Origin of the sequence: Streptomyces chartreusis NRRL 3882, assembly GCF_900236475.1 — a bacterium.
GTDB lineage: Bacteria > Actinomycetota > Actinomycetes > Streptomycetales > Streptomycetaceae > Streptomyces > Streptomyces chartreusis_D.
In genome coordinates this window covers 5,366,116-5,388,955 of the sequence record NZ_LT963352.1, presented here as the reverse complement: position 1 = coordinate 5,388,955, position 22,840 = coordinate 5,366,116, and the positions used below count along the sequence as shown (strand labels likewise).

Below are 22,840 nucleotides of genomic sequence, written 5' to 3'. Positions count from 1 at the left end.
TGTCGGGGGCGATCAGGTGTGACTGACGGGGAGGTCGTCGGGCAGGAAGTCGGCGTCGAGGCCCCGCGGGTCGGCCGAGGCGCGCAGGATGGGGAAGACCTCGGCGCGCATTTCGGTCTCGTACTCGGCCACGGCCTCCGCCACGGGGGTGTCGCCGTGGGCGGCGCGTTCCAGGGCCCGGGCGAGGGCCGCGGCGTCGCGCAGTGCCGTGTTGGCGCCGGAGCCGAACGAGGGAGGCATGGCGTGGATCGCGTCGCCGAGCAGGGTGACACGGCCGGCCGGCCAGGGCTCTGCCGGCTGCAGGTGACGCGTGGACACCGGGAAGATCGTCGACGCGTCGACGTGCTCGACGAGATCGGCCAGGGCGGGATCCCAGCCCCGTACCGCGGTGCGCATCAGCGCGTGCAGGGTTTCGGCGGAGCTGTGCCACAGGTCGGGAGCCTCAGCGGCGAAAGGGCTCCCGGGCGGAAGGCCGAGGTTGACCATGATGTAAGGATCGACGGGATCGACGGCGGCGCCGGGCGCCAGTTCGGCCACCGCCTCGGCGACCGGCCTGCGCGGCCGGTACACGCCGTACGCGAACATCGCGCCGTTCGGCCCCGCGGCGACGGCGAAACCGTCGAACAGTGCCTCGGGCAGGCGCGCTGCGAGATCGTCGGTCAGCGGTGCGGTGGAGTACAGGCCGCGTATTCCGGTGTCCACGACTGCAACGTCGGGCAGCAACTGCCTGCGTACGACGGAGTTGATGCCGTCGGCGCCCACCAGTACGTCCCCGGTCTCGCTCGTGCCGTCGTCGAGCAGCACCCGCACCTTCTCGCCGTCCGTCTCGAAGCCGGTGACGGTGCTGTCGTAGCGGACGATGTCCTCCAGGCCCAAGCCCATGATCTGGCGCAGCGTGCGCCGGTTGACCGCTGTGTGCGGCCGGCTCGGGTCGTTGGGCGGGCCGATGTGGGGGCGGGCGCCCAGTTCGCGGGCCTGGTAGTCGAGCACGACCATGACCTCACGGCGCGGCGTCTCGCGCGAGGTCTGCATGTACAGCTCGAAGAGGTTGTCCGGAAGGCACTGCTGGAGAGCGCGGCCACCCGCACCGTTCATGTGCAGGCGGTAGCCGGCCCGCCCGATGCCCGGCGCGCTCTCGTAGACGGTGCAGCTGATTCCCGCGCGGCGAAGACCCTGCGCCAGACAGAGCCCTCCGATGCCTCCGCCGGCGATCAGGACATGGAACGACGGCATTGTCGCCTCCTTGATGGGCTCGGAACACCTGCATCGATCGATGCAGGCCCGAGCATGCGAACGTCTGGGGTGGCGGCGGTCCGTCTGACACGAGGTCCCGCCGAGCCGTGTCACCACTCTCGCGTCCGCGCAGGGATCAGGGAAGCCGAAATCACTTATGCTCGACATAGACAGAGCTGATGATCATTCGAGGTGGGTGCCGTGACTCTGGACCTCAACCTGCTGCCGCCGCTTGACGCGCTCCTCCAGGAGCGCAGTGTGACGCGGGCCGCACAACGGCTCGGTCTGAGCCAGCCCTCGCTGAGCGCGGCCCTGGCCCGGCTGCGCCGGCACTACGGCGACGAACTCCTTGTCAGGGTGGGCAACAGCTACGAGCTGACCCCCCTGGCGGAACGACTCGTGGAACACACCGAGCAGGCCCTGAGCTGGGCGGACCGGGTCCTCCGGACGCGCCCCGACTTCGATCCCACGCAGGCCCGGCACGAGTTCACCGTGATCATGGCTGACTGCCAACTGCCCACGTTCGGGCGGGCTTTGGCCGACCTGGTCCGTACCGCCGCGCCGAACGTGCGGCTGCGCTTCCAGCACAGTACCGAACGGGTCGTGCAGCAGGCGCTGGACAACCTGCGCACGGTGGACGCCCTCGTCCTGCCCCAGGGCATCCTGTCGAACATCCCCACCTTCGACCTGTACAAGGACCGTTGGGTGTGCGTGATGTCCGCCGACCGCGCCCCGGCCGTCCTCGGGCGGGAGGAACTGGCGGAACACCCTTGGGTGTTGCCCTACCGTCACCCGTCGCCGGTCTTCTCCCCCCTGAACCGCCTGCACGCCGAGGGCATCGAACCGCACGCGGAGATCGTCACGGAGAACTTCCTGGCCATTCCCCACCTGGTCGCGGGGACCGACCGCATCGGCCTGATGCCCGAACGGGTCGCGATCCCCGCCCTCTCCGGACAACCGATCACCGTCGTCCAACCCGCCTTCGAGATCGGCCACTTGGTGGAGTCCCTGTGGTGGCATCCCCTCCATGAGCGGGAACCGGCCCACATATGGCTGCGTCGCATGGCCGCTCAGGCCGGCCAGACCGTAGATAGCGGCCCCATAACATCGTGCTAGATCCGGATGTCCAACTTTGGACGTCACTTCCCGTCGCATGCCTCCAGAGGGCTCAGTGCCTGGCGCTAACCATCGCCGCAGGTGGTCGTAGTCGTATCCCTTGTCGGCGTGGAGCTTGCCCGGCTTGCGCCGCCGTCGGCCGCGGCGAGAGCCGGATCGACGGTATGCCCTCCTTTCTTGATCGTGGTTCGAACTGGTCACTCGTAAGATCAGCAGGACCCAGGGGGCTGTGGTCATTGTGCGGGGTTGGCGTCCGTTTCCTTTGGGGTCCGGCTCTGAGGAGTTTCGGGAGGTAGCGGACGGAGAGTCCGGTCTCCGCCGGGTGTCGCAACGCTGAGTCGAGGTTGGTCCCTCGGTCGAGGCGAGGGACGTGGGCCGTGGAGTGGTGACCAGGATCAGCGGCACATGGACTACATGATCAGCCCTGGCCTGTGGGGGCAGATCGACGAGGTGCTCGCCGGAAGCACCAGGGCTTCCCGGCGGGCCGCGCTGAGTGATGTCGAAGCCACAGCACCCGCGAGCTCACCGCGTCCGCAGCCCGGTCCTCGCGCCGCGAAACGTCCACCGGCAGCGGGTAGACCTTCGCCCACCGGAACAGCTTGGTGAACGCGGACGCCTCCCGGTCCCACTTCGTCCCGCCGATCCGGCCCGGATTCTCCGCCGCCCGGCACCTCCAGTGCCGGTAATCCGCCAGGTCCTGCCGCGTCGCCCTCCGCCACGGCACTCCCCGCGAAGAAAGAAGGGTCAGCAGCGGGCGGATATCCGTCGTGTAGTTCCGCTTCGTCTCCCGCTCCAGGTTCCGAAACTCATGAGAGCGGACGAAGTCCAGCAGATCCCGGTCGACCGTGCCGTCCGGCGCCACAAGCACCGGATCACCCGGCCGCAGACCGATCCGGGCGACCGCCGCCGGCAAGTCCTGTACCCCCCAGAACCCCTCAGGCGGCAGCGTCCCCCAGCGTCCGGGATCCGGTACACGCATCACATGCCACTCGTTCAACCAACGCCTCCCCTGACGCTTGAACTCGCTTGATCATCAGGGAAGTGGCGTCCTCGTCGAGCTCGGCGGTTCGGCGTCCGGGGAGACCCACGGCAGGGCCGGGGACCGACGGGCGGCGGGCAGGCGCGGGCGGCGGCGGGCGGCGGGCAGGCGCGGGCGGCGGCGGGGCGGGCGGGCCGCGTGGACCGGGTGGCGGGGGCGTGCGCGGTCCACGACGGCCAGGCCGGCGCGGAACAGCGCAGCCGGGACGACCAGGCAGACGAGGGCCCAGAACAGGGTCACGCCCCACGGGCGGCCCACGCCCCAGGGGTGTTCGGCGAGGACCTTGCCGCCGTACTTCAGGGACACGGTGTAGTCGCCGTGCGCCCCGGCCGCGAGCTCCACGGGGAGTTCGATGCGCGCCTTCCCGCCGGGCCGGATCGTGCCGCGCCAGCGCTGGTCCTGCCACTGGGGCGCGAACACGCCGTGGGAGGTGCCGACCTGGAAGACGGGGTCCTTCACGGGGGACGTCCCGACGTTCCCGACGGTGACCACGAGCGTCCGGGCGGGCGGCGAGCCGAACCAGGTCAGCAGCCCGCCGGAGCCCCGTAGCCGGGTGTCCGCGAGCAGCGACAGCCGCCCGCCGGCCCGGTCCGCGGGCAGCGGCTCGACCGCGTGCCCGGCGACCCGGAGGACCGCGTCGGCCTCGGCCCCGGCGCCGGTCACCGTCGCCACGTGCACCACGCAGGGGCACGGCACGGGCGGTTCGACGACCGGCAGTTCGCGGCGGAAGCGCCCCTGGGCGTCGGTGGTGACGGCCCGGCCGTCGGCGTTGGCGCAGGAGTTGGTGCCGCCGGTCACGCCCCGGGCCGGCTCGGCCTGCCCGCAGACCAGCAGCGTCAGCAGGGCACGCGGCCGCCAGCCGCTGCCGGTGACGGTGACCGAGCCGCCCGTCCCGGCCTGGGCCCTGGACAGCTCGATGCCGGGCCGGTCCGCCGCCCCGGCGGGCCCGGTGCCCGCCAGGCCCAGCAGGAGCACCAGCAGGAGCGGCAGTGACAGGTACGGAACACGGGCGACGTACGGCATCGGCGGCTCCAGCGGTCGTACGGGCGGGCGCTCAGTGGCGTACGCGGACCCTCTGGTGACGTCGTGTCAGCCACAGGGCGCCCGCCGCGCCGGCGAGCAGGACCGTGCCGCCGAGGGTGCCGAGGGCGACCGCCGAGTCCTCCGGGCCGGTCTGCGGGAGCTCGTCGCCGGCCCCCGAGCCGGAGCCGCCGCCCTGGGTGGAGCCGGTGGCGCCGCCGCCGCTCGCGACCGTGACGTCGAGGGTCAGGGACGGGCCCGGGTCGTTCGTCGGCGTGCACGTGGTCGTCGTGCCGAGCGCCTTGATGGTGAGCACGCCGGCCGTGAAGGTGACCTCGCCGCTCTTCTTCGGCGTGTACGTACCGCTCAGGTCGTTGATCTTGATCGGCGTGTTGGCGGGGATCGCGGCGTCGTTGGCGGGGCCGGTCACCGTCAGGGTGCCGCTGTCCGCGCCGCCCAGTGCGATCGTGGCGCTCGGGGTCATCGCGCCCTTGCCCAGTTCGACCGGGCTGGAGGAGACGCCCTTCTGCCACGACATGGTGATCCGGTAGCCGCCGCCGCTCCTGACACCCTTGATGTCGATGGGCGAGACGGCGCTCTTGTCGCCGATCGGCGTCTTGCACTGGTAGTTGACGTCGACGACCTCGGCCCGGGCCGTGGGGGCGGCCAGCAACACCGCCGAGCCGGCCAGGGCCGCGGCGGACGCGAGCGCGGCGGTTCGATTCCGGTACGACACGGAGCCGCTCCCCTTCCTGTTCCTGACGGCGTATCAGATCGGGCCGTCAAGGTACGCCCGGGGCGTTGAGGAAGGAAGACACAGTGCACGCCGGATCCGTGGCGATCCGGCGTGTGGTGAGTGACGGGCGGGGTGATGTGCGGCGGAGGTTCCGTGGGCGCGGCCCGGCAGCCAGGCAGCGAGCAGCCGGGCAGCCAAGCGCCGCCGGCGAACTGCCCGCTCGCCCGTCACCCGGACGGCCGCGCGCCCCGGGATCAGGCAGGAGCCCCCAGTTCGGCCCACACCGTCTTGCCGGCGACTCCCGGCGTGCGGACGACGCCCCAGTCCAGGCACAGCCGCTGGACGATGAACATGCCGTGGCCGCCCGGGCGGCCGGCCCGGTGCGGGGTGCGGGGCGACGGCTGGCCGGTGCCCCGGTCGGCGACCTCGATGCGGATCACCTTGTTGTCACAGGTGATCCACAGCTGGTCCGGCCCCTCGGCGTGCAGGCAGGCGTTGGTGACCAGCTCGGAGACGACGAGCAGCACGTCCTCGGCGGCGGCCCGCTGGTCCGCGGAGGCGGCCGGCAGCCAGCCCCACGCGTACAGCGCCTGGCGGGCGAAGTCGCGGGCGAGCGGAACGACACCGCTCGCCCCGTCGAAGCTCAGCCGGCGCACCTGCCGGCCCCCCGACGGTCCCGTGCCTTCGGACGGCGCGGCACCGCCCTCGCCGCCGGACGCACCGCCCGCCGGTACTCCACCCTCGGACGCCCCGGAAGCGCCGCTGGGCTCCGGCCCGCGGTCGCCCGGCGAGTAGGGCCGGGTGGTGCTCATCAGCGCTTCACCTCACCGATTCACCAGTTCACGATTCAAAAAATTCACTACACAGTCAGTCACGCAGTGCGGGGCACGACGGTTTCGCGGCGCCCCCGCCGCCCTGGCGGCCGACCGTTTCAGGATGTCTCCTGCCCGGGCGGACCGGGGGAACACCCCCGTATTCGGCACGAAAGGCGTGACAGGGGCACGGCACCGGTCACAGGGGGATGGCCGAGGCTCGGCGCGTCCACGCACCGCCGGTCAGCCCGACTCGTCGGCCAGGGCCGCCTCAAGCGTGTCATGGACGCTGAAGACCGCATCCGCGCCGGTGATCTCGAACACGCGTGCCACCACCGGCTGCATCCCGGCGAGTGCCACACCACCCCCAGCGGCCTCGGCCTTCAGCCGCGCCCCCAGGAGCACGTTCAGCCCCGTGGAGTCGCAGAACTCCAGCCGCGCACAGTCGATGACCAGGCGCTTGAATCCCTTGGCGAGGCAGTCCTCGAGTGGCTCACGCAACAGATCGGCGGTGTGGTGATCCAGCTCACCCGCCGGGGTCACGACGGCGTTAGAGCCCTCTTCCCGCACCTCCACCAGAAGCCGGCCAGACTGTGCGCTGCCGACTGTCCCGCGGTCCATGCCGTCTCTCTCTCCCGACGTCGTGACTGCTGCTGACGCCCTCGAACACTACGCCTTCCCGCCACGCTCCGACACCCGAACAACCACACACAAACGGACATATGCCCACAGAACGCACTTGCGGTGGGCTCGGGAAAGCGGGTAGGCCTAGTAAGGACACGTACCCGACACGGCCGGCTTTGGAGGCGCCGCACACCGCAGTGCACGTACTGGCCCCGGCAGCCATATGCCGAGAACGATGGAGGACATCATGTCACCCCGGCTCGACGCATCGCGTACCCAGAAAGCGACGTCGACACCCCCTCCGAAACATCTGGATCCCATCGAGCAGGACGAGATGCTCGTCACACAGGACGACCTTCTCGCCGGACTTCCGGACATCCCCCCGTACGAGGAAGTCGACGCGGTCGACGCACGGGCCCTGTCCAAGACCCTCTTCGAGCGCCTGGAGTCGCTGGAGGAAGGCACCCACGAGTACTCGTACGTCCGCAACACACTCGTCGAACTGAACCTCGCGCTGGTCAAGTTCGCCGCCTCCCGGTTCCGCTCCCGCAGCGAGCCGATGGAGGACATCATCCAGGTCGGCACCATCGGCCTGATCAAGGCGATCGACCGCTTCGAGCTCGCTCGGGGTGTCGAGTTCCCCACGTTCGCGATGCCGACCATCGTCGGCGAGATCAAGCGCTTCTTCCGCGACACCTCGTGGTCCGTGCGCGTTCCGCGGCGGCTCCAGGAGCTGCGGCTCGACCTGGCCAAGGCCGGTGACGAGCTGGCCCAGAAGCTGGACCGCGCCCCGACGGTGACCGAACTGGCCGAGCGCCTCGGCATCTCCAACGACGAGGTCGTCGAGGGCATGGCCGCGTCGAACGCCTACACCGCCTCCTCGCTGGACGCCCAGCCGGAGGAGGACGACTCCGAGGGCGCGCTCGCGGACCGCATCGGCTACGAGGACCACGGGCTCGAAGGCATCGAGTACGTCGAGTCGTTGAAGCCGCTGATCGCCGAACTTCCGCCGCGCGACCGGAAGATCCTGTCGCTGCGCTTCGTCGCGGGCATGACCCAGTCCGAGATCGGCGAGGAACTGGGCATCTCGCAGATGCACGTCTCGCGGCTGCTGTCGCGCACGCTGGTACGGCTGCGCAAGGGGCTGACCGTCGAGGAGTGATCCTCACCGCACCACGCCGTACCGGGTGACGCCGTCTTCGGGGGCGGACCGAAAGGTCCGCCCCCGGGCGCGTCTTCTACGGGCCTTTGCCGGCCTCAGTTCGCCCGCTGCTCCTTCACCAGCCGCTTCGCGCGGTCGCGCCGGGACGGGGCCAGCACGTCCACCGTCACGCCGGCGCCCTCGCCGGGCGTTGCCTCGGCCCGCCGCAGCCGGTCGGCGAGCTCTTGGACCGACGCGTCGTCCGGGCCGCGGTCGATGTAGAACAGCGACTCGTCCACCGGGCTGTCGTCGCCGCCCCAGCGCACCACGCCCTCGCAGTCGGCGAGGATGTCGCGTACCGTCAGGACCTGGAGCGGGAAGAGGCTGCCGCTCGCGCCCGCGCCCGGGCGGATCCGCACCGCGGTGCCCGAGGCGAGGTTGGACTCCGGCGCGTCCTTCTTCAGGCCGTCGATCCGCTGCCAGCCCGCGAGGTCCACGCGGGGCAGCTGCTCGACCTCGTAGTGGTAGCGCCGCACGACGTGCAGCAGGATCGCCTCCACGTCGCCGATCCGGATGTCGACCTCGAGGCCGGTGCCCGAGACGGGGCGCGTCCAGACGGTGGAGACGTGGTTGGCCTGCTCCTCCACGGTCCAGCCGTTGGCGGAGGTGGGGGCCTTCTTCCGGGCACCGGGAGGAGCGGCGGGGGCGGCCGCGGCCGCTGGCGATGCGAAGGAGCCGGCGGCGGCAGCGACAGCGAGCACACCGGCCCCCTTCACCACGACCCGTCTCGATATGCCGCTCATGCTGCGCGTGTTGTCGGTCACGTCCTCAGTTCCTTCCCAAGCTGATGATGATGAGAGTGAGCGTGGGCAGTGCGGTGGCCGCAGCGCTCAGTAGCCAGTACGCGCGGGGTGACAGCGCCGTCCTGCGCCGGAGAGGACGGTTGGCCAGCCACCAGACGAGACCGAACAGGGTGAGGATCGGTGTGGCGACCATGAACCAGGGCAGCATGCCGTCGTTCTCGGTGGGCTCGCGCTCGGTCCAGCCCAGGTCGGCAAGGGGCCAGTTCGACGCGAAGTACCACAGCAGGAACGCCGGAACCACGGCTGGGATCCCCAGGACGACGTTGACGGCCAGGGGGAGGATCAGCGGGAGCCGTGAGTGTTCGGTGCTCGTCTTCATCCGGTCTCTCTAGCCGCGCGACAGCATGTTGTAGTTCTCCAGCACGTTGTACAGGCCGATCAGCTCACGGCCGTACTTCGCGGCGTCGTCGCCGGTGCCGTTGTACCGGGCCAGCAGCGCCTGGGTCTGGGACAGGCTGGTCGTGAGGTTCGGTCGGGGTGCGCCGAGCTGGTAGGCGTTGTAGATGGTCAGGTAAGCGACCGAGCGGATGTTGTACGTCTCGTCGTCGGTGAGCTGCTTCCAGACCGTCGGGATGTCGGCGTCGGTGAGCGGCGCGCCGTTGATGATGCCCTGCTCCCGGCAGTAGTTGCGGGCGTCGATGGTCACCCAGGCGTGGATCTGCCCCCAGCCGGTGCTGCAGTCGTCGTCCAGCCCCGCCTTGACGGCCTCCACGGCGGCCATGTCCAAGGGGTTGAGCTTGCGCAGCTCCCACAGCACCGGCGCCTGGATGAGGGCCTTGCGGAGCCTGAGCTGCCGCGCCAGCGAGGTGAACAGCCAGTCCGCGCTGAGCACCAGGTCGACGGCCTTGGTGGTGGAGATGCCACCGAGCGTCGCCCAGTCGTCGTCGGGCTCCCAGCCCTCGCCGCCGGTCTCCGGCACGCCGATCGAGTTCAAGTACGTCTGCACGTCCTTGAGCAGGAGGTCGCGATAGGCCGCCTTGTCGAGGTCCGTGTCCAGCCCGCCGAGCTCGGCACCCGGGTTGAAGTCGCTCTGGCCGAAGTCCCGCCCGGACACGATGTTGTTGTCGATCTCGATCAGACCGTCGCCCGAGCCGACCTTGATCGTGGAGATCTGGTCGAACGCCCAGTTGGTGGGCAGCGGATAGCCGAGGTTGCCGGAGAAGCCGCTGGACATGTCGGAGACGAAGCTCGTCGCCGCGTAGCCGGCGTCGGCGACGCGCTGGCAGACGTTGCGCGGGCCGTAGACGCCGATGCCGTAGCCGGAGTTCTCGCCGATCGTGCGCATGATCCCGCGGAAGTGCGGGATGACGTAGTCCGTGACCTCGCCGTCCATCGCGTCGTAGTCGACCGCGAAGTAGATGATGGTGCCGGGCTTGAAGCCGTGGTACTCGGCCCACTCGATCGCGCGGAACGCGTCGGCGGTGCCCTGGTTGTAGCTGAAGTAGTCCGCGGACCGGCTCCAGGTCTGGAAGATCGGGAAACAGCTGAGCCCGTATTCCTTGATGGTGGCCAGCTCGCCCGGCTGGATCTGCTTCTCCGGCAGGTCCGTGGTGGAGGGGTTGAAGAGGTAGCGGCCGATGTACTTGTAGCCGGCGTTCTTCAGGGCCTGTGCCCGCGCGGGCGTGATCTTGGTGACGCCGTCGCAGGCCGTGCCCTTGCGGGACTGGTCGCCGTAGGAGACCAGCAGCGAGGCCCAGGTCTGGAAGTCGCCCTTGCCGGTGACCGGCAGCTTGCTGAAGGACTGGAAGGTCTCCACGCCGGACTGCACGGTGGCGGTGAAGCTGCCGAAGGGGACGTTCCGCTTGTTCAGGATCATGGCCGCGGTGAACAGCTGCGCCCAGACGCCGGTGGTGCCGAGCGAGACGGTGTGGGACTTCAGACCGGACTGCGTGCCGGGCCCGAAGACGCCGTTGGCGACACCGTCCGCCATGCCCAGCTCGTACTGGATCGCGAACAGCATCGACTTGGCGACGTCGCGGGAGTGGTGGCCGTCGCAGGGGATGATGTAGAAGTCCTTGCGCAGGATGTACTTGCCGTTCAGCCACTGCTGGATGGAACGGATGGTGTCCGAACCGTTGTTGACGGTGACGTAGGCGTCCATGTTGAACAGGCCCTTGACCACCTTCGGCCACAGGGAGCTGCCCGGGTAGGTGCCGGAGACGCCCATGTTCTGGTTGAGCTTCACGACCGCGTCCTTGACCCGGTCGTTGTACTTGCCGTCGATGTCGCCGCCGTCGTAGCCCTTGCAGTACAGGGCGGACTGGATGATGCGGCAGAAATTGGCCGACGGGATGGTCGACTCGTCGAGCTTGCCGTAGAGCTCCCCCAGCTTCGCGAGGGTGGTCGGGCCGAAGGAGTTGGACAGGGCGGTGATGCCCATCTCGTACTGGAGCGCCCGGGTCAGCGCGTACATCACGGGCCAGCCGGTCTGGCCGTTCTCGTCCAGCTTGGATATGCCCAGCGTCGCGCCGTTGTTGTACGTGGTGTTGATGAATCTCTGGGCGCGCTGCACCATCTCGTCTGCCATGGGCTGCTTCCTCCTGTCGTCCGGAAAGTGAGGCGGGGAGGAAAGCGCTGCCTTCGTGGCGCGTGTACTGCTCGCACCGACGCGTCCGCGCATGGAACGGCACCCCCCGTCGGGGGCCATGCCAGGAAACCCCCCTCGTCGCGTGCGGCCGGCGCGTGGTCACGGTGCGCGCGGAGCGACTGGCGCGATCTTCCGCCGCGCCACGAGGGGGGTCAAGTCCGTTATGTACGAAGCAGGTTGATGTGGCGGATCGTCAACTCCGTTTTGTCATGTGCTCGTTATGAATATGGTAGGAAAATCGTGCACAACCTTCGGGTGCCTTCGTCGGTCAGAGCACCCGCTCGCCGCGCCGCCAGACTCCGGTGACCAGCGGGACACCGGGCCGGTAGGCCAGGTGGACGTGGCTCGGGGCGTCGAGAAGCGTCAGGTCGGCGTACGCGCCCGGGGTGAGGCGGCCGATGTCGGTGCGCCGGAGGGCCGCGGCGCCGCCCGCCGTGGCCGACCAGACGGCCTCGTCCGGGGTCATGCCCATGTCCCGTACGGCGAGCGCGATGCAGAACGGGACGGAAGAGGTGAAGGACGAGCCCGGGTTGCAGTCGGTGGAGAGGGCCACGGTGACACCCGCGTCGAGGAGACGGCGGGCATCCGGCCACTCGGCGCGGGTGGAGAACTCGGCGCCGGGCAGGAGGGTGGCGACCGTGCGGCCGTTCGCCAGGGCGTCGACGTCCTCGTCCGTCAGGTGGGTGCAGTGGTCGGCGCTGGCCGCGTCGAGCTCGACGGCGAGCCGCACGCCCGGGCCGTACGAGAGCTGGTTGGCGTGGATACGGGGGTGCAGGCCGCGGGCCCGGCCGGCGGTCAGGATCGCGCGGGCCTGGTCGCCGTCGAAGGCACCCTGCTCGCAGAAGACGTCGATCCAGCGGGCGTGCGGGGCGCAGGCGTCGAGCATCTCGCCGGTGACGAGGGCGACGTAGGCGGCCGGGTCCTCGGCGAACTCGGGGGCGACGATGTGGGCGCCGAGGTAGGTGACCTCGTCGGTGTGGCGGGCGGCGACGCGCAGGGCGCGGGACTCGTCGGCGGTCGTGAGGCCGTAGCCGGACTTCGTCTCGAAGGTGGTGGTGCCCTGGCGGAGGGCCTCGGCGAGGTAACGGGTGACGTTGGCTTCCAGTTCCTCGTCCGTCGCGGCGCGGGTGGCCTCGACGGTCGTGCGGATGCCGCCCGCGCTGTACGGCCGCCCCGACATGCGGGCGTTGAACTCCTGCGTCCGGTCGCCCGCGAAGACGAGGTGGGAGTGGGAGTCGACGAAGCCGGGGAGGACCGCCCGGCCGCCCGCGTCGACCCGATTGTCAGTGGCGGGTGCTTTGCTTTGATCACCGGTCCACGCGATGCGGTCGCCTTCGATGACGACGGCCGCGTCCTGGACCAGTCCGAGGGGGGTTCCGTCACCGAGGGAGGGGTCGTTGGTGACCAGGGCGGCGATGTTGGTGATGAGCGTGCTTGCGGTGCTCGCGGAGTGGGCGGGGCTGACGGTCGTCGCGTTGCTCATGGCGTCCTTGGTGGCCTGGTCGGCGGTGGGGTCGGGTTCGGGGGCCGCTCGCTCGCAGGAGCGGCCCGGTGTCATCCGCGCAGGGCTTCGACGGCGTCCGCGAGGGCTCGCGGCACGTCCGGTACGAGCGAGTGGGCCCCGTCCCGTACGACGTGCCGCCCTCCCACGACCGTATGCGACACGTCTGCTGCCGACGCAGCGAATACGGCCGTCTCGGCCCCGAGCCGCGGAAGCGGCCCTGCCGTCCTGACCGAGTCGAGCGCGATCGTCGTGAAGTCGGCGAGCGCGCCGGGCTCAAGGGCGCCCGCGTCCTCCCAGCCGAGGGCCGCGTGGCCGTCCGCCGAGGCGGCCCGCAGAAGGGCGGCCGCCGTCCAGTGGCCTCGGGTACGGGTGCGCAGGCGCTCGTTCAGCTCCATGGCGCGCGCCTCTTCGAGCAGGTCGATCACGGCGTGGCTGTCGGAGCCGAGACAGAGCGGCGAGCCCGCCTGCTGAAGGGCGGCGGCGGGCCCGATGCCGTCGGCGAGGTCCCGCTCGGTCGTCGGGCACATGCAGGTGCCGGTGCCGCTGCCGCCGATGAGGGAGATGTCCTCGGCAGTCAGGTGGGTGTTGTGGACGCCGGTGGTGCGCGGGCCGAGCACGCCGTGGTCGGCGAGCAGCCGGGTGGGAGTGCGGCCGTGGGCCTCCCGGCAGGCGTCGTTCTCGGCCGTCTGCTCCGACAGGTGCACGTGGAGCGGGGCCCGCCGCTCCTCGGCCCACCGCGCAACGGTCGCCAGCTGGTCGGCGGGCACGGCCCGTACGGAGTGGATGGCCGCTCCGATCCGCGCGTGATCTCGTTCCTTGAGAACTGAACAGCGTTCGGCCCAGGCGTCCGCCGTGCCGTCGGAGAAGCGGAGCTGGGGGGCGGTGGGCGGCTGTCCGAAGCCGGAGGAGAGATAGGCGGTGTCGAGGAGGGTGATGCGGATCCCGGCTTCGGCGGCGGCCGCGATGAGGGCCTCGCCCATCGCGTTGGGGTCGGCGTAGGGGGTGCCGCCGGGGGCGTGGTGGACGTAGTGGAACTCGCCGACCGCGGTGATGCCGGCCAGGGCCATCTCGGCGTACACGGCGCGGGCGAGGGCGTGGTAGGTGTCCGGGGTGAGCCGGGCGGCCGTGGCGTACATGACCTCGCGCCAGGTCCAGAAGGTGCCGGAGCCGACCTGGACGGTGCCGCGCAGGGCGCGGTGGAAGGCGTGGCTGTGGGCGTTGGCCAGTCCGGGGAGGGTGAGGCCGCGCAGGACCTCGGCGCCGGGGGGCGGGGTGGGGGTGCCCGGGCGGACGGCGGCGATGCGGCCGCCCCGGACGTCCAGGGCCACGCCCGGCTCGACGCTGGTGCCGAGCCAGGCGTGCTCCAGCCAGTAGGTGCGCGTGGCTGCTGTGGTCACCTGCACGCCAGTCCTTCCAGTACGTCGGCGAGTGCGAGTACCCCGGCCACGCAGTCGTCCTCGGTGGCGGACTCGGCCGGTGAGTGGGAGACGCCGGTGGGGTTGCGCACGAACAGCATGGCGGTCGGGATGCTCCCGGACAGGATCCCGGCGTCGTGTCCGGCGCCGGTGCCGAGGACGGGGACCTTGAGGCCGGTGTCCTGGCCGAGGATGCGGGCGAGTTCGTCGCGCAGGGCGTGGTCGAACTCGACGACGGGGGTGAACGACTCACGCACGACGGCGAGATCGACACCGTGGGCGGCGGCGTACTCCCCGGCCGCCTTCTCGACGCCGGCGACCACCGCGTCCAGGCTGTCCTGGTCGGCGGCGCGGGAGTCGAGCCAGCCGCGCACCAGGGAGGGGATGGCGTTGACGCCGTTCGGCTCGACGGCGATCTTGCCGAAGGTGGCGACGGCACCGGCGAGTTCGGCCTCGCGGCGGGCGGCGAGGACGGTCTCGGCGTAGGACAGCATGGGGTCGCGCCGGTCGGCGAGCCGGGTGGTGCCGGCGTGGTTGGCCTCGCCCCGGAAGTCGAACCGCCACCGGCCGTGCGGCCAGATCGCGCTGGCGATGCCGACCCGGTCGCCGGACAGGTCGAGGGCCCGGCCCTGCTCGACGTGCAGTTCGACGAAGGCACCGATGCGGGCCAGCCGTTCCGGGTCGGGGCCGATGGTGTCCGGGTCGTATCCGGCGGCCTCCATCGCACGCGGCAGCGTCACGCCGTCGCCGTCGGTGAGCCGGTGCGCCTGCTCGCGGGTGAGCTGCCCGGCGGTGAGCCGGGACCCGACGCAGGCGAGCCCGAAGCGGGCGCCCTCCTCGTCACCGAAGTTCACGATGCCGAGGGGCCGGGTGAACCGCGCGTCCCGGCCGCGCAGTTCGTCCAGGGCGGCGAAGGCGGACACGACTCCGAGGGGGCCGTCGAAGGCCCCGCCGTCCGGCACGGAGTCCAGATGCGACCCGGTGACGACGGCGTCCCCGACGGCGGGGTCACCGAGCCAGGCCCACTGGTTGCCGTTCCGGTCGACCTCGTAGCCGAGTCCGCGGGCCCGGGCCTGCGCCTCGAACCAGGTCCGGCACTCGGCGTCCGCGTCCGTCCAGGCGAAGCGGCGGTAGCCGCCGGAGGCGGAGCTGCGGCCGACCGGCAGCAGCTCCGCCCACATGCTGTGGAAGCTCACGCGCCGTCACCCTCGCGCATCGGCACCCGCACGCCGCGCTCCTCGGCGACCGACTCCGCGATGTCGTACCCGGCGTCGACGTGCCGGATGACGCCCATGCCCGGGTCGTTGGTCAGGACCCGCCGGATCTTCTCGCCGGCGAGCTTCGTGCCGTCCGCCACCGTCACCTGCCCGGCGTGGATCGACCGGCCCATGCCGACCCCGCCCCCGTGGTGCAGGGACACCCAGGACGCCCCCGAGGCCACGTTCACCATCGCGTTCAGCAGCGGCCAGTCGGCGATCGCGTCGGACCCGTCGAGCATGGCCTCGGTCTCCCGGTAGGGCGACGCGACGGAGCCGCAGTCGAGATGGTCGCGGCCGATGACGACCGGCGCGGCCAGTTCCCCGCTCGCGACCATGTCGTTGAACCGCTCACCGGCCTTGTCCCGCTCGCCGTATCCGAGCCAGCAGATACGGGCGGGCAGGCCCTGGAAGTGGACCCGTTCCCCCGCCATGCGGATCCAGCGGGCCAGGGACTCGTTCTCCGGGAAGAGGTCGAGGATCGCCCTGTCGGTCTTCGCGATGTCGGAGGCCTCGCCGGACAGGGCTGCCCAGCGGAAGGGGCCCTTGCCTTCGCAGAACAGCGGGCGGATGTAGGCGGGGACGAAGCCGGGGAAGGCGAAGGCCCGGTCGTATCCGGCCAGTTGCGCCTCGCCGCGGATGGAGTTGCCGTAGTCGAAGACCTCCGCGCCGGCGTCCATGAAGCCGACCATGGCCTCGACGTGCCGGGCCATGGACTCCCGGGCCCGGGTGGTGAAGCCGGCCGGGTCCTTGGCGGCGGCGTCGGCCATGTCCTCGAAGGCGGTGCCGAGGGGCAGATAGGCCAGCGGGTCGTGGGCGGAGGTCTGGTCGGTGACGACGTCGATCGGCGCGCCCATGGCGAGCAGCTGCGGCACCAGCTCGGCGGCGTTGCCGAGGACACCGATGGACAGCGGGCGGCGGGCGTCACGGGCCTGAACGGCGAGCCGCAGCGCGTGGTCCAGGGAGTCGGCCCGCACGTCCAGGTACCGGTGCTCGATGCGCCGCTCGATCGCACGCGGGTCGCAGTCGATGCAGATCGCCACACCGTCGTTCATCGTCACGGCGAGCGGCTGGGCGCCGCCCATCCCGCCGAGGCCGGCGGTCAGCGTGATCGTCCCGGCGAGGCTGCCGCCGAACCTCTTCGCGGCGACGGCGGAGAAGGTCTCGTACGTGCCCTGGAGGATGCCCTGGGTGCCGATGTAGATCCAGGAGCCGGCCGTCATCTGCCCGTACATGGTCAGGCCGAGGGCCTCCAGGCGACGGAACTCCTCCCAGTTCGCCCAGTCGCCGACGAGGTTGGAGTTGGCGATGAGGACGCGCGGGGCCCACTCGTGGGTCTGCATGACGCCGACGGGCCGGCCGGACTGGACCAGCATGGTCTCGTCCTGCTTCAGCCCCTTGAGCGTGCGCACCATCGCGTCGAAGGAGCGCCAGTCACGCGCCGCCTTGCCGGTGCCGCCGTAGACGACGAGCTTGTCGGGGTGCTCGGCGACCTCCGGGTCGAGGTTGTTCTGCAGCATCCGCAGGGCGGCTTCCTGCTGCCATCCCAGGGCGCTCGGTGCCGTGCCGCGCGGCGCTCGGACAGGGCGGGGTCCCGACATGGTCTGCCTCCTGGTGGGTGCGTGGTGCTCCCGGCGGGTTGTTGCTGCGGTTATTCACATCCTGGCCTTCTGAATAGAGCTAGTCAATACGTCCGGGGGTCGGCGCGGCGGTGCCGTGGATGTTTGGCTGGATGCATGGGCGCACACATCGAGGCGGCAGAGGCACGCGACTCCGGCGCCGGGCGCGCGGCCCGGCGGGACGAGGCGGTACGGGCCGCCGTGGAGCAGGGGCTGCTCGGGCCCGACAGCCCCATCGTCGGGCTGCTGGACGTCACCGGCATCCGGGAGTCGGCTGCGGAGCTGCGGGCCGCGTTCGACGCGGTCGTCGCGCCGGGCACGCCCGTGCTGCACGCCTTCGCGGTGAAGGCGACCCCGCTGGTGCCGGTGCTGCGGCTGCTGCGCGAGGAGGGCGTCGGGGCGGAGGTGGCGAGCCCGGGCGAGCTGGCGCTGGCGCGGGCGGCGGGGCTGGGCCCGGAGATGACGGTGCTGGACTCGCCGGCCAAGACGCCCGGGGAGCTGCGCGAGGCGCTGGCGCTGGGCATCGCCGTCAACGCGGACAATCCGCAGGAGCTGGAGCGCATCGACGGCCTGATGAAGTCCGGCGCCGGCCGCTCCCCGCTCGGCCTACGGGTGAACCCGCAGATCGGCGGGGGTTCCATCGAGGCGACGTCCACGGCCACGGCGACGTCGAAGTTCGGGGTGGCGCTGCGCGACGAGGGTGCCCGGGAGTGGGTCGTGCGGGCGTATCTGGACCGGCCGTGGCTGACCCGGCTGCACGCGCACACCGGGTCCCAGGGGGTCCCGCTGTCCCTGATGGCCCGGGGCGTGGCGGAGACGTACGAGCTGGCGGAGGAGATCAACCGGCGGGCCGGGCGGCGGCAGATCGACACGCTCGACATCGGCGGCGGGCTGCCGGTGAACTTCGCGTCGGACGCGACGACGCCGACGTACGCGCAGTACGCGCGGATGCTGGCCGAGGAGGTGCCCGGGCTGTTCGACGGGCGGTACGGGCTGGTGACGGAGTTCGGACGGTCACTGCTGGCGAAGCACGGGACGGTCGTGGCGCGGGTCGAGTACGCCAAGAGCGCGGGCGGCCGGCCGGTGGCGGTCACGCACGCGGGCGTGCAGGTCGCGACGCGGACGGTGTACGCGCCGGGGGCCTGGCCGCTGAGGATCGCCGGGTACGACTCCGAGGGGCGCCCGAAGGAGGGTCCGGCCGTGGTGCAGGACGTGGCCGGACCGGCGTGCTTCTCGGGCGACCTGCTGGCCGAGGGGTGTGCGCTGCCGTTGCTGGAGCAGGGGGACTTCGCGGCGGCGCTGGACACCGGGGCGTACTACTTCGCGCACCACTATGCGTACAACTCGCTGGTCCGGCCCGGGGTGTACGGCTTCGGCCCGGGCCGGGAGGGCGGTGTCGCCTTCGCGGTGGTGCGGGAGGCGCAGACGGTCGAGGAGGTGGTGGCGGAGTCCGGAGGGGCGCATGTCGCTGCGCTGCTGGGCGGCCGGGCGCCGTGGGGGTTCTCGTAGCCCCCGGCTGCCGGTTCATCGCGGCTGGTCGCGCCCACGCGGCGTAGCCACACGTCGAAAGCGGTCCGCGCCCCGGGGCCGGTCTCCCCCTGCCCGATCACACGAGCGCCGGCGTTTTCCTTCGCGCCCCGCCGGGAGCCGCGTCACCGGCCGCGATGCCCGTGCTGCGGTAGCCCTTGACCGGCTTGCCCGCTGGGCCGCCCGCGCCGTGGCGCAGCCAGTCCACCCGCACCCACAGCAGCACCTCGTCCGCACGCTCGCGGCGGCCGAGCCACGCGGCCTTCAGCCACAGGCCCGCGCCGCAGCCGGCCAGGAGCAGACCGGCCGCGGCGGGCACGGCGAAGGCGCTGCCCAGGGCGGCGAGGAAGGCGAGGAGGAGCCACCAGCGGTGGGCGCGGCGCCAGTTGCGGGTCGTGACCGCGCGGTCCTGGAGGACGTCGTGTTTACCGGCGCGGGCCGCGGAGGCGGCGAGGGCGACGTAGCGCTTGCGGCGTCCGTAGGCCACCGCGGCCGTCGCCAGGACGAACAGTGCCGCCCCGGCCAGGACGCCGATGCGGCGGCCCGTCAGTCCCGGGTGCAGCAGGCCGATGCCCGCCGCGAACACACCCAGCCACCATAGCGGGGACGCCCCCGCCCGTACGACGACGGCCACCCGAGCCAGCCCTTGTCCTCCGCGCGTCACGTTCAGCCTCCGTTCGGTCTCCGAAGCGTCTGAAGGGCGTTTCAGGAGAGGCACATTAGCGACACAACGTGAGACGAGTCTGAGAATGCGGTGCCCGTGCCGTCAGTCGACGAACAGCCCCCGCGCCGCGGCCTTCACGTCGAACTCCTCCAGGCGGGACTGGGCCTGGGGCAGGTCGTCGCACATCGCCTCCAGCAGGACCCGGCCGAGCAGCATCGGGGCGCAGGCCGTGTCGAAGGCGAGGCCGGTGCCGACGGCGGCGGGGAGCAGCAGGTCGGACACCTTGGCCACCGGTGCGAAGGCGGAGTCGGCGACCGTGACGACGGTCAGCCCGGCCTGTCTGGCGTAGTCGAGGGTGTCGACGACCTCGCGGGGATGCCGGGGCAGCGCGAAGCACAGCAGTGCGGTCGCACCGGCCCGGACGGCGGCGTCGATGCGGTCGTGGAGCATCGTGCCGCCCTCGTTGAGGAGCCGCACGTCGGGGTGGACCTTGGCGGCGAAGTAGGCGAAGCCGTGCGCCTGGGCGGCTGCCGCCCGCAGCCCGAGGACGGGGAGCGGCCGGGAGGCGGCGAGGAGGCGCCCCGCGCGCTGCACGGGCCCGGGGTCGGCCAGGGCCTCCGCCAGGTGCCGCAGGTTCTCGATCTCGGCCTCGACGGCCTGCTGGTACTCGTTGGAGGACCCGGCGTCCGCGGCGGTTTCGGCGGGGGCGACCTCGCGCAGGTGGCGGCGCAGGGCCGGGTAGCCGTCGAAGCCGAGGGCGACGGCGAAGCGGGTCACGGACGGCTGGCTGACCCCGGCCAGCTCGGCGAGCTCCACGCTCGACAGGAAGGGCACGTCGGCGGCGCGCCGCACCATGCTGTGCGCGATGCGCCGCTGGGTCGGCGTCAGCCGGTGGCCCTCGAAGAGAGCCTGCAACCGCGCGGCAGGGCTGTCGGTCACGCTCATGACGTGCTCCCCCTCGCCTATTCAGTAGCTGAGGATTCTGCATGAGCATATGCAGACCGGCAAGCGGGACCGAAGGGCCGGCCCCGCCCCGCGCCCGCGAACCCCAGCCCCGACACGGGGGCTAACCCCAGTGCGGTCGGCGCCCCGGCTTTCTACCGTGAGTGACATGACCGGAATGGACGCGCGGGACACCGACCTGAAGAAGGAACTCGACGCCACCCTGCACGCGCGCAGGGAGCTGGGCGAGGAGTACGAGTCCGCGCTGGTCGACTCGTTCCTGGAGAAGGTCGACCAGCGGATCGACGGCGCGGTGGAGCGCCGGGTGCGCCGGCAGCTCGCCGAGCAGCAGATGCAGACGGCCCGGGAGTCCCGGTCGCCGCGGGCCACGGACTCCTGGGGGGAGCGTTTCGGCTTCGGGATCGTCTCCCTGGTCCTCGCGGTGCCGCTGTCCGCGATCGGCGGGGGCGTGGGCCATCTGCCCGGCCTGCTCGCCGCCTGGGCGGGCATCGTCGGCGTCAACGTCGTGCAGGCCGCGCGCACCAACCCGGGCCTGTTCGGCGGCCGCCGCAAGTCCTCCCAGGGCAGCGACTGGGAGGACTGAGCGGGCGCACGCCGTTCAGACCTGCCGGGTCGGCAGCGCGACGATCTGCCGCAGGTTGACCCGGCGCGGGCGGCTCGTCACGTAGGCGACCAGGTCGGCGAGCTCCTCGGCGGACAGCGCGCCCACCTCGGCCAGCATGCCCTCCACCTGCCGGGAGAGTTCCGCGTCGGCGATGTGCGTGCGCAGCTCGCTCTCGACGAACCCGGGCTCGATGTTGGTGACCCGGACGTCCCGCGGCCCGAACTCGCCGCGCAGGGACTCCGACAGATGGGTGACGGCCGCCTTGGTGGCGCCGTACACCGCGTAGTTCGGGAAGCTGACGTGCGCGGCGATGGACGAGATGTTCACGATGTCGGCGGTACGGCCGTCCTGGGCGGCGCCCACCAGGTCGGCGGTGAAGGCGCCGATCATCCGCAGCACGCCTGTGACGTTGGTGTCGAGCATCCGCTGCCACTCGTCGCCGCGCCGGGCGTCGACGGGGTGCGGCAGCATGACGCCGGCGGCGTTGACGACCAGGTCGACGGGCCCGTACTCCGTGTGGATCCGGTCGCAGGCGCCGGCCACGGACGCCTCGTCGGTGACGTCCGCGACGACGGCCAGGGCCTGCCCGCCGTCGGCGCGGATCTTCCCGGCGATCGCCGCGAGCCGTTCCTCACGCCGGGCCAGCAGCGCCACCCGCGCCCCCTGGGCTGCCAGCAGCACGGCGACGGCCTCGCCGATGCCGCTCGCGGCTCCGGTGACGACGGCGGTGCGGCCGGCCAGGTTCTCGTACGGCATGGAGTGTTCCCCTCGGCGGTGGCCGGGGCGTCTCCCCGGCCTCGTCCACCACCCTCGGTTCTCTCGGCGGCCGTACCCAGGGCGGCGCTTTTCCTGGGTCCGGCAGTACCAGGTTCGCCGGCCCCGGGGCGCCTAGGCTCGGGCCCATGGACGGAGAACTGGGAGACTTCCTGCGCTCGCGCCGCGCCCGTATCCAGCCGGAGGAGGTGGGGCTGGCCTCGTACGGCCGCCGCCGGGTCCCGGGTCTGCGTCGTGAGGAGGTGGCGCAGCTGGCCGGGGTGAGCGTCGACTACTACATCCGCCTCGAGCAGGGCAGGGGACCGAGCGTGTCGGACGCCGTGCTGGACGCCGTCGCGCGGGTGCTGCGGCTCGACGAGGCGGAGCAGGAGTATCTGCGGGCGGTCGCCCGGCCGCCTCGGCGGACCGAGGGCGCTCCGGCCGCGTCCCGCGAATCCGCGGCCCGGCCAACCGTGTCCGCGTCCCGCGTGCGCCCGGGTGTCCAGCTGATCCTGGACGGCTTGGACCGCAACCCGGCGTACGTGCTGGACCACCGCATGGACGTCCTCGCCTGGAACGCCCTCGGCGACGCCGTGGTCGGCTTCAGCGACAGGGCCCCCGCCGACCGCAACCTGCCCCGCCGTGTCTTCCTCGACCCCACCGCCCGCGACCTCTACCCCGACTGGCCGGCGATCGCCTCCCAGACGGTCGCCCACCTCCGTCTGAAAGCGGGGCACCACCCGGACGACGCGGCGATGGGCCGGCTCGTCGGGGAACTCTCCGCCGCCAGCGAAGACTTCCGCCGCCTGTGGGCCGACCACCTGGTCAAGCCCTGCGACCACGGGGTGAAGCAGATCCGGCATCCGGTCGCGGGCCTGCTGAACCTCCCGTACGAGACCCTCACGATCCCGGCCGCACCGGACCAGACGGTCGTGGCGTACACGCCCGAGCCGGGCTCCGAGACGGCGGAGCGGCTCGCGCTGCTGGGGAGTTGGGTGACGAGCCGGGCCGGCTGAGGCGCGAAAAGCAACAGGCCGGTGCCGCAAGAGAAACCGGCCCTCTGACGCCCGCACGGAGAAATGCGCGGGGACCGCCGCACCCCCGTGACCGGGGGGCGGGACGACGGCGGTCCCCGCGTGAGACGCGGACCTGGTCAGGCCGGGCCCCCGCGTCTGTGACGTCGGTGGAGGTCCGGGAGCCGCTCCGGAGGTCCTTGACGCCAACGGCGCCGGCCGGGGCGGGGAGCCGCTCCCGCCCTGCCGACACCCACCAATGTGCAGGACTCGTGTTAAGCGGGTGCTGCGCGAACGTGTCGCGCTCGTACCACTTCCGCGAAGTCCACGAAGATCGCGGACGAACGGCAA

Annotated in this window: 21 protein-coding genes and 1 pseudogene; 5 read left to right on the top strand and 17 right to left on the bottom strand. The window is 71.8% G+C overall.

Going from position 1 to position 22,840, the window contains the following annotated elements; all coding sequences use genetic code 11:
- Nucleotides 1–12: 12 nt before the first annotated feature.
- Nucleotides 13–1,233 carry an FAD-dependent oxidoreductase gene (locus SCNRRL3882_RS24470; protein ID WP_010034559.1) on the bottom strand — a complete coding sequence of 407 codons (1,221 nt, stop codon included), beginning with the start codon at nucleotides 1,231–1,233 and terminating at the stop codon, nucleotides 13–15.
- Between the two features lie 201 nt (nucleotides 1,234–1,434).
- Here SCNRRL3882_RS24470 and SCNRRL3882_RS24465 point away from each other — a divergent pair, with 201 nt between their 5' ends.
- Nucleotides 1,435–2,349, top strand: coding sequence for a LysR family transcriptional regulator (locus SCNRRL3882_RS24465; protein WP_231911168.1), 915 nt, complete (start codon nucleotides 1,435–1,437; stop codon nucleotides 2,347–2,349).
- A 63-nt stretch (nucleotides 2,350–2,412) separates the two neighbouring features.
- On the opposite strand, the pseudogene SCNRRL3882_RS42640 reads toward SCNRRL3882_RS24465, so the two are convergent.
- From SCNRRL3882_RS42640 to SCNRRL3882_RS24435, 6 genes and pseudogenes are all read right to left on the bottom strand, one after another.
- Nucleotides 2,413–2,518, bottom strand: a pseudogene (locus tag SCNRRL3882_RS42640) (IS5/IS1182 family transposase); the annotation flags it as partial.
- A 249-nt stretch (nucleotides 2,519–2,767) separates the two neighbouring features.
- Nucleotides 2,768–3,346 carry a site-specific integrase gene (locus SCNRRL3882_RS24455; RefSeq protein WP_107500547.1) on the bottom strand — a complete coding sequence of 193 codons (579 nt, stop codon included), beginning with the start codon at nucleotides 3,344–3,346 and terminating at the stop codon, nucleotides 2,768–2,770.
- A gap of 36 nt (nucleotides 3,347–3,382) precedes the next feature.
- Nucleotides 3,383–4,411, bottom strand: coding sequence for a hypothetical protein (locus SCNRRL3882_RS24450; RefSeq protein WP_102514856.1), 1,029 nt, complete (start codon nucleotides 4,409–4,411; stop codon nucleotides 3,383–3,385).
- A gap of 31 nt (nucleotides 4,412–4,442) precedes the next feature.
- Nucleotides 4,443–5,144: an LPXTG cell wall anchor domain-containing protein gene (locus SCNRRL3882_RS24445; RefSeq protein ID WP_010034554.1), complete on the bottom strand. Its 702-nt coding sequence runs from the start codon at nucleotides 5,142–5,144 to the stop codon at nucleotides 4,443–4,445.
- 254 nt (nucleotides 5,145–5,398) lie between these two features.
- A complete protein-coding gene (locus SCNRRL3882_RS24440) occupies nucleotides 5,399–5,956 on the bottom strand; it encodes an ATP-binding protein (protein WP_010034551.1) in 558 nt (185 codons plus the stop codon).
- A 243-nt stretch (nucleotides 5,957–6,199) separates the two neighbouring features.
- Nucleotides 6,200–6,577 (bottom strand): STAS domain-containing protein, encoded by a 378-nt coding sequence (locus SCNRRL3882_RS24435; protein ID WP_010034548.1) that lies wholly within the window; start codon nucleotides 6,575–6,577, stop codon nucleotides 6,200–6,202.
- 238 nt (nucleotides 6,578–6,815) lie between these two features.
- Between SCNRRL3882_RS24435 and SCNRRL3882_RS24430 the strand changes: the two genes are divergently transcribed.
- Nucleotides 6,816–7,742, top strand: coding sequence for an RNA polymerase sigma factor SigF (locus SCNRRL3882_RS24430; protein ID WP_029180795.1), 927 nt, complete (start codon nucleotides 6,816–6,818; stop codon nucleotides 7,740–7,742).
- Between the two features lie 95 nt (nucleotides 7,743–7,837).
- On the opposite strand, the gene SCNRRL3882_RS24425 is transcribed toward SCNRRL3882_RS24430, so the two are convergent.
- The 7 genes from SCNRRL3882_RS24425 to hutU form a co-directional block, all read right to left on the bottom strand.
- On the bottom strand, nucleotides 7,838–8,524 hold the full coding sequence (locus SCNRRL3882_RS24425; RefSeq protein WP_040902611.1) for a hypothetical protein: 687 nt from the start codon (nucleotides 8,522–8,524) through the stop codon (nucleotides 7,838–7,840).
- 25 nt (nucleotides 8,525–8,549) lie between these two features.
- The gene (locus SCNRRL3882_RS24420; protein ID WP_010034536.1) at nucleotides 8,550–8,903 is read right to left on the bottom strand and encodes a hypothetical protein; all 354 of its coding nucleotides are present in this window, start codon (nucleotides 8,901–8,903) and stop codon (nucleotides 8,550–8,552) included.
- A 9-nt stretch (nucleotides 8,904–8,912) separates the two neighbouring features.
- Nucleotides 8,913–11,111 (bottom strand): glycoside hydrolase domain-containing protein, encoded by a 2,199-nt coding sequence (locus SCNRRL3882_RS24415; RefSeq protein ID WP_010034534.1) that lies wholly within the window; start codon nucleotides 11,109–11,111, stop codon nucleotides 8,913–8,915.
- Between the two features lie 328 nt (nucleotides 11,112–11,439).
- A complete protein-coding gene (hutI, locus tag SCNRRL3882_RS24410; protein ID WP_010034532.1) occupies nucleotides 11,440–12,729 on the bottom strand; it encodes an imidazolonepropionase in 1,290 nt (429 codons plus the stop codon).
- Entirely contained in the window at nucleotides 12,726–14,072 is a 1,347-nt protein-coding gene (locus SCNRRL3882_RS24405) for a formimidoylglutamate deiminase (protein WP_040902610.1), read from the bottom strand. The genes hutI and SCNRRL3882_RS24405 overlap by 4 nt, the downstream gene beginning before the upstream one ends.
- Nucleotides 14,069–15,286, bottom strand: a complete 1,218-nt coding sequence (locus tag SCNRRL3882_RS24400) for an allantoate amidohydrolase (RefSeq protein WP_010034527.1) — start codon at nucleotides 15,284–15,286, stop codon at nucleotides 14,069–14,071. Before SCNRRL3882_RS24400 ends, SCNRRL3882_RS24405 begins: the two co-directional genes overlap by 4 nt.
- Nucleotides 15,283–16,947 (bottom strand): urocanate hydratase, encoded by a 1,665-nt coding sequence (gene hutU, locus SCNRRL3882_RS24395; RefSeq protein WP_010034526.1) that lies wholly within the window; start codon nucleotides 16,945–16,947, stop codon nucleotides 15,283–15,285. Before hutU ends, SCNRRL3882_RS24400 begins: the two co-directional genes overlap by 4 nt.
- A gap of 135 nt (nucleotides 16,948–17,082) precedes the next feature.
- Here hutU and SCNRRL3882_RS24390 point away from each other — a divergent pair, with 135 nt between their 5' ends.
- Nucleotides 17,083–18,474, top strand: coding sequence for a hypothetical protein (locus tag SCNRRL3882_RS24390; protein ID WP_010034522.1), 1,392 nt, complete (start codon nucleotides 17,083–17,085; stop codon nucleotides 18,472–18,474).
- Nucleotides 18,475–18,571: 97 nt separating this feature from the next.
- On the opposite strand, the gene SCNRRL3882_RS24385 is transcribed toward SCNRRL3882_RS24390, so the two are convergent.
- Both SCNRRL3882_RS24385 and SCNRRL3882_RS24380 read right to left on the bottom strand, forming a co-directional pair.
- Complete coding sequence (locus tag SCNRRL3882_RS24385) at nucleotides 18,572–19,156, bottom strand: hypothetical protein (RefSeq protein ID WP_029180793.1); 585 nt, start codon at nucleotides 19,154–19,156, stop codon at nucleotides 18,572–18,574.
- A gap of 102 nt (nucleotides 19,157–19,258) precedes the next feature.
- Nucleotides 19,259–20,101 carry a MurR/RpiR family transcriptional regulator gene (locus tag SCNRRL3882_RS24380; RefSeq protein WP_010034500.1) on the bottom strand — a complete coding sequence of 281 codons (843 nt, stop codon included), beginning with the start codon at nucleotides 20,099–20,101 and terminating at the stop codon, nucleotides 19,259–19,261.
- 175 nt (nucleotides 20,102–20,276) lie between these two features.
- Here SCNRRL3882_RS24380 and SCNRRL3882_RS24375 point away from each other — a divergent pair, with 175 nt between their 5' ends.
- A complete protein-coding gene (locus tag SCNRRL3882_RS24375; RefSeq protein ID WP_010034496.1) occupies nucleotides 20,277–20,702 on the top strand; it encodes a hypothetical protein in 426 nt (141 codons plus the stop codon).
- A gap of 15 nt (nucleotides 20,703–20,717) precedes the next feature.
- Here SCNRRL3882_RS24375 and SCNRRL3882_RS24370 read toward each other — a convergent pair whose 3' ends face one another.
- Nucleotides 20,718–21,479: an SDR family oxidoreductase gene (locus tag SCNRRL3882_RS24370; protein WP_010034494.1), complete on the bottom strand. Its 762-nt coding sequence runs from the start codon at nucleotides 21,477–21,479 to the stop codon at nucleotides 20,718–20,720.
- A gap of 146 nt (nucleotides 21,480–21,625) precedes the next feature.
- On the opposite strand from SCNRRL3882_RS24370, the gene SCNRRL3882_RS24365 reads away from it, so the two are divergent.
- Nucleotides 21,626–22,492: a helix-turn-helix transcriptional regulator gene (locus SCNRRL3882_RS24365; protein ID WP_010034490.1), complete on the top strand. Its 867-nt coding sequence runs from the start codon at nucleotides 21,626–21,628 to the stop codon at nucleotides 22,490–22,492.
- Nucleotides 22,493–22,840 lie beyond the last annotated feature (348 nt).

Excerpts from the sequence above, each read along its gene's own strand:
- hutI (WP_010034532.1), bottom strand. The coding sequence starts at position 12,729 with ATGACACCGGGCCGCTCCTGCGAGCGAGCGGCCCCCGAACCCGACCCC.
- SCNRRL3882_RS24365 (WP_010034490.1), top strand. The coding sequence starts at position 21,626 with ATGGACGGAGAACTGGGAGACTTCCTGCGCTCGCGCCGCGCCCGTATC.
- SCNRRL3882_RS24380 (WP_010034500.1), bottom strand. The coding sequence starts at position 20,101 with ATGAGCGTGACCGACAGCCCTGCCGCGCGGTTGCAGGCTCTCTTCGAG.
- SCNRRL3882_RS24370 (WP_010034494.1), bottom strand. The coding sequence starts at position 21,479 with ATGCCGTACGAGAACCTGGCCGGCCGCACCGCCGTCGTCACCGGAGCC.
- SCNRRL3882_RS24425 (WP_040902611.1), bottom strand. The coding sequence starts at position 8,524 with ATGAGCGGCATATCGAGACGGGTCGTGGTGAAGGGGGCCGGTGTGCTC.
- SCNRRL3882_RS24470 (WP_010034559.1), bottom strand. The coding sequence starts at position 1,233 with ATGCCGTCGTTCCATGTCCTGATCGCCGGCGGAGGCATCGGAGGGCTC.
- SCNRRL3882_RS24375 (WP_010034496.1), top strand. The coding sequence starts at position 20,277 with ATGGACGCGCGGGACACCGACCTGAAGAAGGAACTCGACGCCACCCTG.
- SCNRRL3882_RS24390 (WP_010034522.1), top strand. The coding sequence starts at position 17,083 with ATGGGCGCACACATCGAGGCGGCAGAGGCACGCGACTCCGGCGCCGGG.
- SCNRRL3882_RS24450 (WP_102514856.1), bottom strand. The coding sequence starts at position 4,411 with ATGCCGTACGTCGCCCGTGTTCCGTACCTGTCACTGCCGCTCCTGCTG.
- SCNRRL3882_RS24430 (WP_029180795.1), top strand. The coding sequence starts at position 6,816 with ATGGAGGACATCATGTCACCCCGGCTCGACGCATCGCGTACCCAGAAA.
- hutU (WP_010034526.1), bottom strand. The coding sequence starts at position 16,947 with ATGTCGGGACCCCGCCCTGTCCGAGCGCCGCGCGGCACGGCACCGAGC.
- SCNRRL3882_RS24435 (WP_010034548.1), bottom strand. The coding sequence starts at position 6,577 with ATGGACCGCGGGACAGTCGGCAGCGCACAGTCTGGCCGGCTTCTGGTG.
- SCNRRL3882_RS24415 (WP_010034534.1), bottom strand. The coding sequence starts at position 11,111 with ATGGCAGACGAGATGGTGCAGCGCGCCCAGAGATTCATCAACACCACG.
- SCNRRL3882_RS24420 (WP_010034536.1), bottom strand. The coding sequence starts at position 8,903 with ATGAAGACGAGCACCGAACACTCACGGCTCCCGCTGATCCTCCCCCTG.
- SCNRRL3882_RS24440 (WP_010034551.1), bottom strand. The coding sequence starts at position 5,956 with ATGAGCACCACCCGGCCCTACTCGCCGGGCGACCGCGGGCCGGAGCCC.